The organism is Microbacterium gilvum (assembly GCF_039543865.1).
GTDB lineage: Bacteria > Actinomycetota > Actinomycetes > Actinomycetales > Microbacteriaceae > Microbacterium > Microbacterium gilvum.
This window is the reverse complement of record NZ_BAABKO010000002.1, coordinates 401,487-417,505: the sequence shown is the minus strand read 5'-3', so window position 1 is coordinate 417,505 and position 16,019 is coordinate 401,487. Positions and strand designations below refer to the sequence as shown.

The window sequence follows — 16,019 nt, the reverse complement described above, 5'->3', positions numbered from 1 at the left end:
CCGTGACATCTCCCGCGTCCGACGACCGGCTGACCATCCTGCTCGGCTGCGACACGTTCTCGCCCGACATCAACGGCGCCGCACGGTTCGCCGAGCGACTCGCCGCCGGCCTCGTCAAGCGCGGCCACGACGTGCACGTGAGCGCGCCCAACACGGCATGGCGGAAGGCGCCTGCACGCACCGAGGTCATCGAGGGCGAGCCCGTCACGATGCACAGGCTGCCGTCGATGCGCCTCGCCTGGCACGAGTGGCTGCGCTTCGTCTGGCCGTGGCGGTCGAAGCACTGGGCGCGCGCCGTGCTCGACGAGGTGCGCCCGGATGTCGTGCACATCCAGTCGCACATCGTCATCGGCCGCGGCCTCGCGCGCGAGGCGCGCAAGCGCGGCATCCCCGTCATCGCGACGAACCACGTCATGCCGGAGAACATCCTCGACTTCACGCGCCTCCCCGCGTCGCTCAACCGCGTCCTCGTGAAGCTCGCCTGGGCCGACGCGAAGCGCACCTTCGGACTGACCGCCGCCGTCACCACGCCCACGCGTAAGGCGGCCGACTTCCTCGAGAGCACGATCGACATCGCGGGGGTCGTGCCGATCAGCTGCGGCATCGACCAGTCGCAGTACACCGCCGACCTCTCGCCGCGCACGGAGAACCGGGTGGTCTTCGTCGGCCGTCTCACGAGCGAGAAGCAGGTCGACATCATCCTCCGCGCCGTCGCGAAGCTCGACCCCGCGCTCGAGACGAAGGTCGACCTCGTCGGCGACGGCGACCAGCGCCCCGCGCTCGAGGCGCTCGCCGACGAGCTCGGGATCCGCTCGCGCGTCACGTTCCACGGGCACACGACCGACGAGGTCCTGCGCGGGGCCCTCACCGGGGCATCCGTGTTCGCCATCGCGTCGATCGCCGAGCTGCAGTCCATCGCCACCATGGAGGCGATGGCGTCGGGGCTGCCCATCGTCGCCGCCGACGCGGTCGCCCTCCCCCACCTCGTCCACGAGGGCGAGAACGGGCACCTCTTCGCCCCGGGCGACGTCGACGCGCTCGCCGCGCGTCTCGCCGACGTGCTCACCGCCGACGCCGCCGAGCGCGAGCGCATGCAGCGCGCCTCGCTGCGGATGGTCGAGGCGCACGACATCACGCGCACGCTCGACACGTTCGAGGCGCTCTACCGGGGCGACGCGCTCCCCGCCTGACACCGTGCACATCGTCTTCCTCGGCGACCAGCACATCGAGACGCTGGGCGGGGCGCAGGTGTCCACCCGCCTGCAGCGCGCGTACCTCGAGCGCGCCGGCCACACCGTGACCGTCATCGCCCCGCGGCGGTGGACGCGGCATCCCGCGAATGCCGACGATCCCGCGTACCTCGACCTGCCCTCCCTTCCCGTGACGGCCGACCGGGAGTACTCGTTCACGTGGCCGGGCCGTGCGGCCGACGCCGCGATCGACCGCGCGCTCACGCGGCGCGTCGCGAAGGGAGCCCCGCTCCCCGACCTCGTCCACGTGCAGGCCGACTTCTGGGGCGCGTTCCTCGGATACCGCCTCGCGCAGCGGCTGCGCGTGCCCGTCGTCCACACCATGCACAACCGCGTCGACGTCGGCATCGAGGCGACGGCGCCCTTCCCCCGGCTCGTGCTGCGCGCACTCAACGCGTGGCGGCGGCGTGCACTCCCGGGGTCGGGCCCCGGCGACGACGGATGGTCGTACCTGCGCGGTCTCGCAACGGGAGCGGCGGCCGTCACGGCGCCATCCGGGCACTTCGCGCGCCGCCTGGAGAGGCACGGCGTGTTCTCACCCGTCGACGTCATCTGGAACGGCATCGACGACGACGTGCGCGAGCGGGTGCTCGCGGCCGTCCCCGCGGAGCGGGCGCCCGGACGCCCCCGCCTCATCTGGCTCGGCCGGATGTCGCCCGAGAAGCGCCTGCTGCCCGCGCTCGCGGCCTTCGCGGACGCCGGGGTCGACGCCGACCTCGAGGTCGTCGGGGGCGGAGGCGACCTCGCGGCGGCGCGGCGCTTCGTCGTCCGGCGCGGACTGGACGGCCGCGTGCGCTTCGCGGGGCGGCTCCCCTACGAGGCGACGCTGTCGCGGATCGCGGCGGCCGACGCCGTCGTGCAGACGTCCATCGGGTTCGAGACGCAGGGGATGACCCCGTTCGAGGCCGCGACGCTCGGCACGCCCTCGATCATCAGCGACCCCGACATCGCGGGCGAGTTCGACGGCGGCATCTGGACGGCCGCCGCGCCCGCCGACGAGCCGGGGCGGGTCGCGGCGCTCGCCGCGGCCATCCGCATCGCGGTCGACGACATCGCGGCAGGACGGGCGCCCGAGCCGTCGGAGCGGGTGTCGCGCGAGTTCCGGCAGTCGTCGCGCACGGCCGCGATGATCGGCGTGTACGAGCGCGTCCTGAACCGCTGAGGGTCCAGGCCTCAGCCCTGGCGGGGGATGACGCCCGGCGTGTGCGCGGCTCCTGCTGCCCGCACGGTGTCGCGGTCGGGCACGCGCTCCCAGTCGGTGGGGCGCTGCCCGTATCCGTCGGAGAGGACGGCGGAGACCGTGGCCGCGATGGCGAGGATCGCGAGGACGACGAGGATGACGAGGAGGATCATGGCAGAAACGCTACGGTTGCGTGATTTCCGCCACGAGTGGCAGGATGGTCACACGTCGCGCTTTTTCTGCCAACACCGGGAGGCCCGTGAAGACCGTCGCGTGCATCGTGCAGGAGGGGTTCGCCCCGTTCGAGTTCGGACTCGCGTGCGAGGCCTTCGGACTCGACCGGAGCGACGACGGCGTGCCGTCCTTCGACTTCCGCCTCGTGTCCCCGACCCCTGGTCTCGTGCCGTCGAACATGGCCTTCTCGATCACGGTCGACAACGACCTCGCCTTCGCCGACGAGGCCGATCTCGTCGTGGTGACGCCCGTCCCCCGCGCCTCCTGGGGGGCGATCGACGAGCGCGTGTGCGAGGTCATCCGCCGGGCCGTGGCGCGCGGGGCGTGGGTGCTCACGGTGTGCAGCGGCGCCTTCGTCGTCGCCGCCTCGGGCGTGCTCGACGGGCGGCGGGCGACGACGCACTGGAAGTACGCCGACACCATGCGCCGCATGTACCCCCGCATCGAGGTCGACGCCGACGTGCTGTTCGTGCAGGAGGACCGCATCATCACGAGCGCCGGCACGGCCGCCGGTCTCGACGCCTGCCTGCATCTCCTCCGTCAGGAGATCGGCGCGGAGCTGACGAATCAGATCGCCCGTCGGATGGTCGTCCCCCCGCAGCGGGACGGCGGCCAGGCGCAGTTCATCCTCAACCCCCTCCCGGAGCAGGCGAACCTCTCCCTCGCGCCCGTCGCCGACTGGGCCGTGGAGAACCTGCACCGCGAGCTTCCCGTCGAGGAGCTCGCGCAGCGCGCTCACATGTCGCCCCGGACGTTCGCCCGTCGCTTCAAGGCCGACTTCGGCACGACCCCCGCCGCGTGGCTCTCCCGGCAGCGCGTCATCCAGGCGCAGCGACTCCTGGAGCGCACCGACTGGGGGCTCGACCGCATCGCCGCGGAGTGCGGCTTCGGCTCCGCCGCCGTGCTCCGGCAGAACTTCTCCCGCGTGCTCGGACTCTCGCCCGCCGGGTACCGCGCGCGCTTCACGTGCGTCGACGACGAGGAGATGGCGGTCGCCTGACCCGGGCGCACGCCTTCTCGCGAAACCTCTCGAAATGCCCGGACTCGGGGCGAAACAGCGCTGAGACGCAAGCGGATCCCCGTTGTTCAATGAGGATCCATCGTCCGGGCGCGTTCCCGCAGAGGATTCGGCGGGGACGCGGAAAGAGGGGGCCCACATGACCAGACCATTCCCATTGCCGTCGAGGCGCGCGAGGCGGGCGTCGATCGCCGCCGTCATCGCCGTCGGGGCGCTCGCCCTGTCTGCCTGCTCGGCGGCGTCTCCCGGCACGGCTCCGGAGACCTCGTCCGGTCCTGTCGAGGGCGGCGTGCTCCGGGTCGCGCTCGGGAGCGACGCGTCGATCATCAACCCCCACCTGACCGGCAGCTCGATCACCGCGACCATCACGCGCGACGTCGTCGACTCCCTCGTGGCCCAGTCCGAGGACAATTCGTTCCACCCCTGGCTCGCCGAGGACTGGGAGGTCTCCGAGGACAACACCGAGTACACCTTCCACCTCCGCGACGACGTGACGTTCTCGGACGGCGAGCCGCTCACCGCCGAAGCCGTGAAGATCAACTTCGACTTCATCCTCGACCCCGCGAACAACTCCACGTATGCGCGCTCGCTTCTGGGCGCGGTGAGCGAGATCGAGGCGACGGACGAGCACACCGTGGTCATCCGGTACGACGAGCCGTTCGCGCCACTGCTGCAGGCGCTGAGCCTTCCGTACCTGGGCATCCAGTCCCCTGCGTACCTGCAGAGCGGCGGCGACCTCGCCGGCGACGTCGTCGGGTCCGGCCCGTTCGTCCTCGATTCCTGGGCGCAGGGCCAGGGCTCGACGCTGTCGAAGCGCGACGACTACGCGTGGGGATCCGACAGCTTCGCGCACACGGGCGCCGCCTACCTCGACGGCATCGAGTACAGCTACCTGCCCGAGGCCTCGACGCGCCTCGGCGCCCTCACGAGCGGTCAGGTCGATGCGATCGACGCGATCCCGCCGGCGAACTACGAGAGCGTGACGTCCACCGACGGCGTCGTGGTCGACACCTACGAGAACCCCGGGGTCGTCTACGCCTTCCAGCTGAACACGACGCGAGCCCCGTTCGACGATGTGCTCGTCCGCCAGGCGTTCCAGACCGGCGTCGACATCGACACGGCGGTGACGGCGACACTGTTCGACACGGTGGAGCCGGCGCAGGGCATTCTCGGCCCGCAGACCGAGTACGTCGACGAGGCGATCGACGGATCGTGGAAGAACGATCCCGAGAGGGCTGAGGCGCTTCTCGACGAGGCCGGATGGACCGAGACCGACGACGACGGCTACCGCGTGAAGGACGGGGAGCGTCTGTCCGTGGCGTGGACCTACGACGAGTCGACGAGCGGTGAGGACAACGTCAACCTCGTCCAGGCGCTGCAGTCGGCGTACCGCGAGATCGGCATCGAGCTCGTGCTCGATCCCGTCGACTCCGGGACCTACTCCGCTCGCACGAGCTCGGGCGACTACGACACCACCTCGTACTACTTCGTGCGCGCAGAGGCCGATATCCTGCGCACCGTCTACGGCTCGGCGAGCATCGGCAGCGGGAACGGCTCGCGCGTCGACTCCCTCGACGCGCAGCTGAACGAGGCGGTCGGTGCGGACGCCGACCGCAGGGCCGAGCTGTATGCGGAGGTGCAGCAGACGGTGATCGACGAGGCCTACTCGGTGCCGCTCTACATCCCGGCGTACCACCTGGGCCACGCGGACGAGCTGCAGGGCGTCCGATGGGCGACCAACGCGAAGCCGCTCTTCTACAACGCCTGGCTCGATTCCGGCGAGTGACCCGTCCGGGGGAGGCCGCCTGAGGGCTCCCCCGGACATCGTGTACGAGGCGCCCGAGGAGAGATGCATGACCGACACCCAGACGCAGCCCTCCGCGTCGCCCGACACCGCGCAGCGCGGACGCGCGGCGCCCCGAGCCTCCGCGGCCCGCCGACCCTCGCTCGCGCGGGTGACCGGGCGAAGACTGCTGGAGATCGTCCTCGTGTTGTGGGGTGCGGCGACGATCACGTTCATCGCCGTGAAGTCGATACCGGGAGACCCCGTCGACATCATCAGCGGCGGCGAGAACATCGTCGACGCCGAGCAGCGCGCACTCATCACGGCGCAGTACGGACTCGACCGGCCGATCCTCGTGCAGTACGCGACCTACCTGGGGCGTGCGCTCGTCGGCGACTTCGGCGACAGCTACGTGTTCCGCGCCCCCGTGCTCGAGGTGATCGGGAAGGCCGCGGCACCGACCCTGCAGCTCGCTGGATCCGCATTCGTCCTCGGCGTCTCCCTCGCCCTCGCGGCGGCGCTGTTCACCTCGGCGCGGCGCCCCATCCTCCGGTGGCTCGCGTCCGGGGCCGAGCTGCTCCTGCTCAGCACCCCCGTGTACTGGGTCGGCATCGTCCTGCTCGTGGTGTTCAGCTTCGGGCTCGGATGGTTTCCCGTCGCCGGCGCGGACGGGCCGGTCTCGCTTGTGCTCCCGGCGATCGCCCTCGCCCTGCCGATCGCGGCCGTGCTGTCGCAGGTGCTCCGCGACGGCTTGGAGACGGCGCTCGCACAGCCGTTCGCCCTGACGGTCCGCTCGCGCGGAGTCGGCGAGGGGGCGCTGAGGGCACGTCACGCGCTGCGGCATGCGCTCCTGGCCGCCTCCACCGTCTCGGGAAACGTCCTGGGAGGACTCCTCGGCGGCTCCATCCTCACTGAGACGGTGTTCGGCCGGCCCGGCATCGGGCAGGTGACCCTGCTGGGCATCGGCTCGCGCGACATGCCGCTCATCCTGGGCCTCGTCGTGCTCTCGGCGCTCGTGTACTCGATCGTCAATCTCGTGATCGACCTCGGGTACCGGATCGTCGATCCGCGCGTCAGGGATGAGGTGGCGGTGTGACGACGGTCGACGCGCTCCTTCACGCCCGACGGGTCCGGCGCGGCTCGGTCCCCGTGGGGACGCTCCTCGCGGCGCTCGTCGTGAGCGCCGTCGCTGTCGCCGCGCTCTGGCCGCAGCTCCTGACGTCCTACGACCCCGAGGAGGCTGCGCTCGAATCGGTCTTCCTCGCCCCCTCGCTCGCGCACCCGTTCGGTACCGACCAGCTGGGCCGGGATGTGCTCGCCCGTGTGGTCCACGGCGCGCAGTACTCGCTGATCATCGGGCTCGGGGCCGCGACGCTCTCGCTCGCGCTCGGCGTGGTGGCAGGGCTGCTCGCGGTCTACCTGCCGTTCGGGCTCGACCGTCTCGTCCAGCGCGGCATCGACATCCTCCTCGCCTTCCCCGAGCTGCTGCTGGCGCTCCTCGTCATCGCGGTGCTCGGCCGGGGGCCGGTCAACACCCTCGTCGCCGTGGGGGTCTCGGGTCTCGCCACGTACGCGCGCCTCGTGCGCTCGCAGGTGCTCGGCGCACGGCTGTCGGGCTATGCCGAGCAGGCGAAGGTCCTCGGCGAGCGTCCGTTCGCGGTCGTGCTCCGGCACGTCCTGCCGAACATCGCCCGCCCTCTCACCGTCGTCGCGACGCTCAGCGTCGGCTCGGCCATCCTCTCCGCCTCCGCGCTGAGCTTCCTCGGGCTCGGCGTCACGCCCCCGACGCCGGAATGGGGCGCCATCCTCTCGGAGGGCCGCAGCCAGCTGAGCATCGCCCCCTGGACGAGCCTCCTTCCTGCGACGATCGTGGCGGTGACGGTCATCGGCATCACGGTCCTCGGTCGAGCGCTGCAGGCGCGTCTCACCGGGGGAGTCCGCTCATGACCACGTCGGAGACCCGGTCGTCGGCGCGGGGCGAGGTCCTGGCGAAGCGCGTCGCCCAGGAGGCGGTGCTCAGCGTTCGGGGACTGACGGTCGCGTTCCCCGGCGTCTCGGAGACGCCCGTCGTCGACGACGTCTCATTCGACGTGCCGCGCGGCCGGGTCGTCGCCCTCGTCGGTCAGTCGGGATCGGGCAAGTCCGTGACGGCGCGATCGCTCATCGGGCTCGCCGGCGAGGGCTCGCGCGTGTCGGTCGACACGCTCCGCATCGAGGGCGAGGACCTCGCGCAGGCCGACGAGGCGCAGTGGCGCGCCGTCCGGGGCGCACGCGTGGGCTTCGTGCTGCAGGACGCCCTCACGTCGCTCGACCCCTTGCGGACGGTCGGCCGCGAGGTCGGCGAGGCGCTGCGCGAGCGGGATCGCGCGGTGCGGGACGAGCGCACGCACGCGGCGCTCGTCGAGGCGGGCGTCCCCGACCCCGAGGAGCGCGCCGCGCAGTACCCGCATCAGCTCTCGGGAGGCCTCCGCCAGCGGGCGCTCATCGCCTCGGCGATCGTGGACGACCCGCCATTCGTCATCGCCGACGAGCCCACGACGGCGCTCGACGTGACGGTGCAGCAGCGCATCCTCGACCTCCTCCGCGGACTCGCGGACAGCGGGCGCGGCATCCTGCTCATCACTCATGACCTCGCCGTCGTCGCGCAGCTCGCCGACCGTGTCCACGTGATGCACAGAGGGCGGATCATCGAGTCGGGCAGCGCGCGCGACGTCCTGCGCACCCCGAAGGAGGACTACACGAAGAGGCTGCTCCGTGCGATCCCCTCCGTGCACACGCGCGGCGATCGGCTGCTGCCGGGCGAGCGCGATGAGGCCGGGAAACGCCGGGACCCCATCGACCCCCTGGCGGCGACGCTGCGGCGAGCGGTCCCGCTCCTCCGCGTGAGCGACGCATCGGTGACGTTCCGGGCGAGGCGCCGCGGTCGCCGCGTCGCACTGGACCGTGTGGGCCTCGAGCTCCACCCAGGCGAGACGCTCGGGATCGTCGGCGAGTCAGGGTCGGGGAAGAGCACGCTCGGGCGTGCCATCCTGGGCCTTCAGGGCCTCGACGGCGGGCGCATCGACCTGTTCGGCGAGGAGTGGAGCGCACTGCCCGAGAAGCGCAGGCGACCGCACCGTCGCCGGATCCAGACGATCTCCCAGGACCCGCTGGGCACGTTCGACCCCCGACTCGCCGTCGCGCGCCTCCTCGACCAGCCGCTGCGGCTGTGGACGACGCTGGGCCGCGAGGAGCGCAGGCAGGAGGCGCTGCGGCTCCTCGGCCTCGTGGGGCTCGACGCCACGGTCCTCGACCAGCGCCCGCAGCGGCTGTCGGGCGGCCAGCGTCAGCGCGTCGCGATCGCCCAGGCGCTCGCGAGCTCGCCGGACCTGATCATCGCCGATGAGCCGGTGTCCGCGCTCGACGTGCTCACGCAGGCGCAGGTTCTCGACCTGCTCGTGGACCTCCGGCGGCGGACCGGCCTCGCGATGCTCTTCATCTCGCACGATCTCGGCGTCGTCCACCACCTCAGCGACAGGATCGCCGTCATGACCGATGGGGCGATCGTCGAGACCGGGCCGGTCGACGACGTGTTCTTCCGTCCGCAGCACCCGTACACGCAGAGACTGCTCGAAGCCGTCCCGACGCTCGAAGGAATCCGATGACGTTCCGCACACGACAGCACCGCGACCGCGACCTCCTCGTCCTCCCGGGGGAGGCGGGGCACACGCTCCTCTACGGCGCGCTCGAGCGCGGACTCGGCTCGAGCCGGCTGCCGCTCGACCGCGGGTTCCCGACCCCCGTGCTCCTCGTGCGGTGGCGCATCTCAGGCGACATCGTCGTGTGGGAGTCCTTGCCGCACGGGCTCGGGGTGGGCCGGGACCTCGTCGCGGGCGTCGACGCGACGGGTCGGGCCGCGGACGTGGCGGTCGACGACTCGTTCGCGACGGCGGTCATCGCACGCACGCCCCTCGTGCAGGAGGACGACGTGCCGGCGATCGACCCGCGCGACCTGCTGCTGGTCGATCCCTTCCGGCTCGCCGACAGCCTCTCCGCGGCACCGTGGGGCGGGCGTCCGCGCGCGGAGTACTCCGTCGACGCGAGCCGGTCGGGGGTGCAAGCAGCGGGGTCGGACGCCCTCACGGCGGAGCTCGTGTACCGCCGTGGCCGCGAGCTGCCCGCCGTTGACGAGGTGCGGCTCCCGGGGGCGGTGACCGGGACGGATGCTCCGGCGGAGCCCCTGCTCGCGACCGACGGCGTGGGCCTCCGGCTGCGCGTGTGGCTCGTCCCGATCGTCACCGGCGCCGACCCGCTCCCCCACCACCCGCGTTCGGGCGGATCGCCCATCCGCTGGCACGACTTCCGCCGGTCGGACCGCGCGGAGACGCCTGTGCAGCCGCGCTTCCGCCGCGGCGAGCCCGTGGAGTACCTCGTCGACCCCGGCATCCCGGAGCCATACCGCGCGGCAGTGCTCGACGGCCTGAACTGGTGGCGGGGGCCGTTCGCCGAACACGGCATCGACTTCCGCGCGCGACTTCCTCGCGACGAGGAGGAGTTCTGGGGTGCGCGGACGAACATCGTCGTCTGGGTGCATCGCACGGGGCGTGGATGGTCGCTCGGAGGCTCGCAGACCATGCCTTTCACGGGCGAGAGCCTCCGGGGCACCGTGCGACTGGGCAGTGAGCGCATCCTGCAGCTGAGGCAGCTGTTCGAGACCGTCCTGCAGCCGTTCGGCGCCCCCGACGAGGCCGAACGCCTCGCGAGGATCGAGGAGACGCTCATCGGCCGGCTCCGCCAGCTCGCCGCGCATGAGGTCGGCCATTCGCTCGGCTTCTCTCACAACTTCGCCACGCACGTGCAGACGTCGCCGTCGGTGCTCGACTATCCGTTCCCCGCGATCGGCCTCGACGAGACGGGCAGGCCGACCCTCCTCGACGCGTACCGTGACGGGCTCGGCGAGTGGGACTCCGCGCTCCTGCGGCACGCGTACGCCGCGGTTCCGGCGCCGGATTCGCTCGCGACGCTGACCGAGGGCGAGTCCGCTCACTCGACGGGCGCCGCACCGTGGGTCGCGCATCGAGGGAGCGCCGATCCGTTCGAGGCGCTTGCGCACCTGCTCCGGGTGCGCGAGAGGGCGATCGCCTCCTTCGGCCCGGCGGCGGCGCCGGGGCACCTCCAGCAAGGTGAGCTCCGCGAGCGGTTCGCCCGGCTGTTCCTGCTGCACCGCTTCCAGGCCGACGAGGTCACGGGCCTCATCGGCGGAGCGGACTACGCGTACGGCACGGTGGACGACCTCCGTCGCAGAACGGTGGAGGTCGCCGACGCCGCGCTCCAACGGCGCGCGCTCGCCGCGGCGGCCGACCTGCTGAGGGCCGATGCGATCACCGTGCCCCGAGAGGTCGCAACCCTGCTCGCTCCATCGGCCGATCGGTACGCGGAGGGACAGGGCGCGACGCCCTCACGCCTCGGGCGCCTGTTCGATCCCGTCTCGCTGAGCGGGGCCGCAGCCGCCGTCGTGGTGCTCCCGGTCCTCGTGCCCGAGCGCGTCAACCGCATCTGGCTGCAGAACGTGCAGGACCCCGAGCTCCCCGACCTGGAGGAGGTCCTGTCGGCTCTCGCATCCGCCGCGGCGGATGCTCCCGCGACCGGCGATGCCGGAGGGTACGCCGTGCTCCATGCGGCCATTGAGGCTTTCGCCTCCGACCGGCTGCATGCCGGCGCGCGAGCCGCGCTGCGTGACATCCTGGGCTCCTGGCCCGACGCGCGCCTCGCCGCGCACGCGGTGTCCGGACGCGATGCCGTCGAGCGGGATCCCACTGCGGCCCGGCGCTACGAGGTTCCCGTCGTGCCCGCGGGGGCGCCGCTGTAACGCGCTTGGGAGGCTCGTCAGCCGGCGACGGAGATGACGCCCGTGATGACGAGCGTGATGAGGGTCGTCCATGCAGCGATCGCGAGGCCCTGCCAGAACAGGATGCGGGCGCGGCCCACCCCCGCGGCGGCGAGCATCGTCGCCGTGAACTGCGTCGGGAGGAGAAGCGGGCCGAGGAGGCTGACGCCCGGGACGCCGTACCGCACGAGGGCGCGCTGGAACTTCTCCTTGCGGGGCGAGACCGGCTCGGGAGCCGGGGCGGGTCCGCCGCCGGCCGTCACGGCGATCCGGCGGCGCTCGACGATCGCGCGGCGGGTGCCGGCGCCGAGGAGAACGAGCGCCGCGACGCAGACGAAGTTGCCGATCGCGGCGGCGACGCCGGCGATGACGGGGTGGATGCCGCCGATGATGCCGATCGCGGCGGCGCCTTCGCCTTCGACGAAGGGCACGGCGCCGGCGAGCGCGACGATGAGCGGCTGGACGAGCTCGGGAACGCGGGCGACGAGATCCTGGAAGGCTTCGACGAGATTCATGGGGTGCTCCTGTCCGGTGCCGCGGGTCGGTCCCGCAGCGGATGACCCCAGTCCATCCGCTCGGGCCCGATCGCGGCAGTGGCGGCCTGTCATCGATGCGGGTGCGCTCATCACGCCGCGCCCGTGACATCTGTCATGCCCCTACGCTGGGGGCCGTGACGAGACCACCCGGCGCCCGAGGCTCGTTCGAGCTCACGCGCGGCATCGCCGCGACCTGGTGGTACACCGCGTCGGCCATCGTCTTCTTCGAGCTGTTCGCCGTGCTCTCGTGGACGACCTGGGCGGCGGTCGCCGGCACGGCGGCCTCGTTCGCGGCGGTGGCGATCTCCGCCGCCGTGTGGTTCGCCTGCACGATCATGCTGCTGCTCGCCTACCGTCACCGCGACGCGGGGGGCGCCCTGCTGCCCGCCCGCCTCGTGCCGGTACTCGTCGTGCCGCTCGTCTGCGCCGGCGTGATGTTCGCAGCGACCGGCAGCTGGATCGCCGCGGTCGGCCTCGTCGCCCAGTCGCTCGCGCTGCTCAACTGGCAGCGCGGTGTGCGACTGCGGGTCACGGTAGGGCTCACGCTGCTGCTCGTCGTGCTGGGCGTCGTCGATGCGCGCACGGCCGCCCTGCTCACGGAGTCGGACGTCTGGCCCGTGGGCGCGACGTTCGCCGCGTTGCTGCCGGTCATGACCGTGACATCGCTGTGGTGGTGGGACGTGCTCCTCGCGTTCGACCGGGCGCGCGTGACCGAGTCGCGGCTGGCCGCGACTCAGGAGCGGCTGCGGGTGGCCACCGACGTGCACGATCTGCAGGGCCACCACCTGCAGGTGATCGCGCTGCAGCTCGAGCTCGCCGAGAAGCTCATGGGCCGCGATCCGGATGGCGCGCTCGCGCAGGTGCGCGCCGCGCGCGTGAGCGTCGCCGAGGCGACCCAGGGCACGCGCGATCTCGCGACGCACTTCCGCGCCGTGCCTCTCGTCGACGAGCTCGCCAACGCGCGCGACCTGCTGGTCGCGGCAGGCGTCGCCGCGTCGTCGACGGCCGCGTCCGACGCCGACCGTGCACCCGCCGACGTGCTCGGCCCCGTCATCCGCGAGACGACGACGAATGTGCTGCGTCACGGAGGCGGCCGGCGTGCGCGCCTCGCCCTCGAGCGATCGGCGGGCGGCTGGCGCTATGAGATCGTCAACGACCGTGCGCCCGGGGCGGCGGATGGCGACGGCGCGGGCCTGCAGGGGATCGCGCGCCGCGTCGAGGAGGCGGGCGGCGTGCTCGACGTGCGGCGAGACGCCCACGAGTTCGCCGTCGTCGTCACGATCCCGCAGGAGAGTGCCCCGTGATCCGCGTGCTGCTCGCCGATGACGAGGCCATGATCCGGTCGGCGCTCGCCGCGCTCCTGCGCCTCGAGGAGGATATCGAGGTCGTCGCCGAGTGCGCGGACGGCACCGAGGCGGTCGCGGAGGCGCTCCGGCTCCAGCCCGACGTGTGCGTGCTCGATCTCGAGATGCCGGGGCTCGACGGCGTCGAGGTGGCGGCGCTCCTCAGCAGGCGGATCGCGACGCGCTCGGTCGTCGTGACGCGCCACGCGCGGCCCGGCGTGCTGCGTCGGGCGCTGTCGTCGGGGGTGGCCGGGTTCCTCCCGAAGTCGCGCGGAGCCGACGAGGTGGCGCGGGTCGTCCGCAGGGTGGCGGCCGGCGAGCGGTACGTCGATCCCGAGATCGCCGCCGACGCGCTCGCCGACGAGAGGTGCCCGCTCACTCCGCGCGAGCTCGACGTGCTGCGGGTCGGCCGCCGCGGCGAGACGACGGGCCAGATCGCGCGGGCGCTGTCGCTCGCGCCGGGGACGGTGCGCAACCACGTCTCGGTCATCCTCGGCAAGCTGGGGGTGCAGACGCGTCAGCAGGCCGTGCTCATCGCCGAAGAGAACGGCTGGATCTGACCGCCATCATCCTGCTAAACTTGAGCCGAACCTACTCAAGTTTGAAGGAGACTCCACGGAGGACAGGATGAGCACCCCCGGCAACGACGAAGAGAAGAGCGCCCTCGAGCAGTTCGGCATCAACCTCACCGAGCGGGCGAAGCAGGGCAAGCTCGACCCGGTGATCGGCCGCGACGGCGAGATCCGGCGGGTGAGCCAGGTGCTGACCCGCCGCACGAAGAACAACCCCGTGCTCATCGGCGAGCCCGGCGTCGGCAAGACGGCTGTCGTGGAGGGGCTCGCCCAGCGCATCGTCGCGGGCGATGTCGCCGAGAGCCTCAAGGGCAAGGAGCTCATCGCGCTCGACATCTCCGCCCTCGTGGCCGGCGCCATGTACCGCGGCCAGTTCGAGGAGCGCCTCAAGAAGGTGCTGCAGGAGATCACCGAGTCCGATGGCCGGGTCATCACCTTCATCGACGAGCTGCACGTGCTCATGGGCGCGGGTGGCGGCGAGGGGTCGGTCGCGGCCGCGAACATGCTCAAGCCCATGCTCGCCCGCGGCGAGCTGCGCCTGATCGGCGCGACGACGCTCAACGAGTACCGCGAGTTCATCGAGAAGGATGCGGCGCTCGAGCGCCGCTTCCAGCAGGTCTACGTCGGTGAGCCGACGGTCGAGGACACCATCGCCATCCTGCGCGGGCTCAAGGAGCGCTACGAGGCGCACCACAAGGTCGCCATCGCGGACGGCGCCCTTGTCGCGGCCGCGGCGCTCTCTCACCGGTACATCCCGAGCCGCCAGCTGCCCGACAAGGCCATCGACCTCATCGACGAGGCGGCGTCGCGCCTGCGCATGGAGATCGACTCTGCGCCGCTCGAGATCGACGAGCTGCGCCGTCATGTCGACCGCCTCAAGCTCGAGGAGCTCGCGCTCAAGAAGGAGAAGGACCCCGCCTCGAAGGAGCGCCTGGCGGCGCTGCGCGAGACGCTGCGCGGCGAGGAGGCGCGGCTGCAGGAGCTGCAGGCGCGCTGGGAGGCGGAGCGCTCGTCGCTCAACCGCGTCGGCGACCTGAAGACGCGGCTCGACGCGGCGCGCGGCGAGGCGGAGCGCGCGCAGCGCGAGGGCAACCTCGAACGCGCGTCGCGCCTGCTCTACGGCGAGATCCCGGGTCTCGAGCGCGAGCTCGCGGAGGCCGAGCGCGCCGAGACGTCGGACGGCGCGACCGAGCGGATGGTCGGCGACCAGGTCACGGAGGAGGACATCGCCTCCGTCATCGCGGCGTGGACGGGCATCCCCGTGGGGCGCCTGCTGCAGGGCGAGACCGAGAAGCTGCTGCACCTCGAGGCAGAGCTCGGTCGACGTCTGATCGGGCAGAGGGAGGCCGTCTCGGCCGTGTCGGATGCCGTGCGCCGCTCGCGTGCGGGCATCAGCGACCCGAACCGCCCGACCGGCTCTTTCCTCTTCCTCGGCCCGACGGGCGTCGGCAAGACGGAGCTCGCGAAGGCGCTCGCCGAGTTCCTCTTCGACGACGAGCACGCCATGGTGCGCATCGACATGTCCGAGTACGGCGAGAAGCACTCGGTGTCGAGGCTCGTCGGCGCCCCTCCGGGGTACGTCGGCTACGAGCAGGGCGGGCAGCTCACCGAGGCCGTGCGGCGGCGCCCTTACGGCGTCGTGCTGCTCGACGAGGTCGAGAAGGCCCATCCCGAGGTGTTCGACGTGCTCCTGCAGGTCATGGACGACGGGCGCCTCACCGACGGTCAGGGCCGGACGGTCGACTTCACGAACGTCATCCTCATCCTCACGTCGAACATCGGCTCGCCGATCCTCATCGATCCGACGATCTCGCCCGACGCGAAGCGCGAGCAGGTCATGATGCTCGTGCGTCAGGCGTTCAAGCCCGAGTTCGTGAACCGGCTCGACGACATCGTCATGTTCCAGGCCCTCGGTCAGGACGACCTCGCGCAGATCGTCGAGCTGCAGGTGGACGCGCTGCAGAAGCGGCTCGCCGACCGGAGGCTCACGCTCGCGGTCACCCCGGATGCGCGGGCATGGCTCGCCGAGCGCGGCTACGACCCGGTGTACGGCGCCCGTCCGCTGCGCCGCCTCATCCAGAAGGAGGTGCAGGACCGGCTCGCCATGGCCATCCTGTCGGGCGGCGTGCGCGACGGCGACACCGTGAAGGTCGACGTCGACTCGTCGGGCGACCGCCTCGCGCTCTCGAGCCAGGGGCAGTAGCCGTCACGCTATAGCTGGCCGTGTACAGCGGGTG

At 72.1% G+C, this 16,019-nt stretch carries 13 protein-coding genes; 11 read left to right on the top strand and 2 right to left on the bottom strand.

The window, feature by feature from the left end; translation table 11 throughout:
• Positions 1-2: 2 nt before the first annotated feature.
• Both ABD998_RS07775 and ABD998_RS07770 read left to right on the top strand, forming a co-directional pair.
• The gene (locus tag ABD998_RS07775; protein ID WP_345437731.1) at positions 3-1,190 is read left to right on the top strand and encodes a glycosyltransferase; all 1,188 of its coding nucleotides are present in this window, start codon (positions 3-5) and stop codon (positions 1,188-1,190) included.
• Positions 1,191-1,194: 4 nt separating this feature from the next.
• Positions 1,195-2,412, top strand: a complete 1,218-nt coding sequence (locus ABD998_RS07770) for a glycosyltransferase (RefSeq protein ID WP_345437729.1) — start codon at positions 1,195-1,197, stop codon at positions 2,410-2,412.
• Between the two features lie 11 nt (positions 2,413-2,423).
• Here ABD998_RS07770 and ABD998_RS07765 read toward each other — a convergent pair whose 3' ends face one another.
• Complete coding sequence (locus ABD998_RS07765; protein WP_345437727.1) at positions 2,424-2,603, bottom strand: hypothetical protein; 180 nt, start codon at positions 2,601-2,603, stop codon at positions 2,424-2,426.
• Positions 2,604-2,689: 86 nt separating this feature from the next.
• Between ABD998_RS07765 and ABD998_RS07760 the strand changes: the two genes are divergently transcribed.
• From ABD998_RS07760 to ABD998_RS07735, 6 genes are all read left to right on the top strand, one after another.
• A complete protein-coding gene (locus tag ABD998_RS07760; RefSeq protein WP_345437725.1) occupies positions 2,690-3,664 on the top strand; it encodes a GlxA family transcriptional regulator in 975 nt (324 codons plus the stop codon).
• A 157-nt stretch (positions 3,665-3,821) separates the two neighbouring features.
• Positions 3,822-5,468 carry an ABC transporter substrate-binding protein gene (locus ABD998_RS07755; RefSeq protein ID WP_345437723.1) on the top strand — a complete coding sequence of 549 codons (1,647 nt, stop codon included), beginning with the start codon at positions 3,822-3,824 and terminating at the stop codon, positions 5,466-5,468.
• Positions 5,469-5,535: 67 nt separating this feature from the next.
• Positions 5,536-6,561 carry an ABC transporter permease gene (locus tag ABD998_RS07750; protein ID WP_345437721.1) on the top strand — a complete coding sequence of 342 codons (1,026 nt, stop codon included), beginning with the start codon at positions 5,536-5,538 and terminating at the stop codon, positions 6,559-6,561.
• On the top strand, positions 6,558-7,412 hold the full coding sequence (locus ABD998_RS07745) for an ABC transporter permease (protein WP_345437719.1): 855 nt from the start codon (positions 6,558-6,560) through the stop codon (positions 7,410-7,412). The genes ABD998_RS07750 and ABD998_RS07745 overlap by 4 nt, the downstream gene beginning before the upstream one ends.
• Positions 7,409-9,109 carry an ABC transporter ATP-binding protein gene (locus ABD998_RS07740; RefSeq protein ID WP_345437717.1) on the top strand — a complete coding sequence of 567 codons (1,701 nt, stop codon included), beginning with the start codon at positions 7,409-7,411 and terminating at the stop codon, positions 9,107-9,109. Before ABD998_RS07745 ends, ABD998_RS07740 begins: the two co-directional genes overlap by 4 nt.
• Complete coding sequence (locus tag ABD998_RS07735) at positions 9,106-11,313, top strand: zinc-dependent metalloprotease (protein WP_345437715.1); 2,208 nt, start codon at positions 9,106-9,108, stop codon at positions 11,311-11,313. The genes ABD998_RS07740 and ABD998_RS07735 overlap by 4 nt, the downstream gene beginning before the upstream one ends.
• 17 nt (positions 11,314-11,330) lie before the next feature.
• Here ABD998_RS07735 and ABD998_RS07730 read toward each other — a convergent pair whose 3' ends face one another.
• Entirely contained in the window at positions 11,331-11,846 is a 516-nt protein-coding gene (locus tag ABD998_RS07730; protein ID WP_345437713.1) for a small multidrug efflux protein, read from the bottom strand.
• Between the two features lie 155 nt (positions 11,847-12,001).
• Between ABD998_RS07730 and ABD998_RS07725 the strand changes: the two genes are divergently transcribed.
• The 3 genes from ABD998_RS07725 to ABD998_RS07715 all read left to right on the top strand — a co-directional run bounded on the left by ABD998_RS07725 (position 12,002) and on the right by ABD998_RS07715 (position 15,985).
• Positions 12,002-13,171, top strand: coding sequence for a sensor histidine kinase (locus tag ABD998_RS07725; RefSeq protein WP_345437711.1), 1,170 nt, complete (start codon positions 12,002-12,004; stop codon positions 13,169-13,171).
• The gene (locus ABD998_RS07720) at positions 13,168-13,770 is read left to right on the top strand and encodes a response regulator transcription factor (protein WP_345437709.1); all 603 of its coding nucleotides are present in this window, start codon (positions 13,168-13,170) and stop codon (positions 13,768-13,770) included. Before ABD998_RS07725 ends, ABD998_RS07720 begins: the two co-directional genes overlap by 4 nt.
• 67 nt (positions 13,771-13,837) lie before the next feature.
• A complete protein-coding gene (locus tag ABD998_RS07715) occupies positions 13,838-15,985 on the top strand; it encodes an ATP-dependent Clp protease ATP-binding subunit (protein WP_345437707.1) in 2,148 nt (715 codons plus the stop codon).
• The last annotated feature ends 34 nt before the right edge of the window (positions 15,986-16,019 follow it).

What these genes read in the sequence shown, in the direction of transcription:
- ABD998_RS07755 (WP_345437723.1), top strand. Translation starts at nt 3,822, where the DNA reads ATGACCAGACCATTCCCATTGCCGTCGAGGCGCGCGAGGCGGGCGTCG.
- ABD998_RS07765 (WP_345437727.1), bottom strand. Translation starts at nt 2,603, where the DNA reads ATGATCCTCCTCGTCATCCTCGTCGTCCTCGCGATCCTCGCCATCGCG.
- ABD998_RS07735 (WP_345437715.1), top strand. Translation starts at nt 9,106, where the DNA reads ATGACGTTCCGCACACGACAGCACCGCGACCGCGACCTCCTCGTCCTC.
- ABD998_RS07715 (WP_345437707.1), top strand. Translation starts at nt 13,838, where the DNA reads ATGAGCACCCCCGGCAACGACGAAGAGAAGAGCGCCCTCGAGCAGTTC.
- ABD998_RS07750 (WP_345437721.1), top strand. Translation starts at nt 5,536, where the DNA reads ATGACCGACACCCAGACGCAGCCCTCCGCGTCGCCCGACACCGCGCAG.
- ABD998_RS07740 (WP_345437717.1), top strand. Translation starts at nt 7,409, where the DNA reads ATGACCACGTCGGAGACCCGGTCGTCGGCGCGGGGCGAGGTCCTGGCG.
- ABD998_RS07730 (WP_345437713.1), bottom strand. Translation starts at nt 11,846, where the DNA reads ATGAATCTCGTCGAAGCCTTCCAGGATCTCGTCGCCCGCGTTCCCGAG.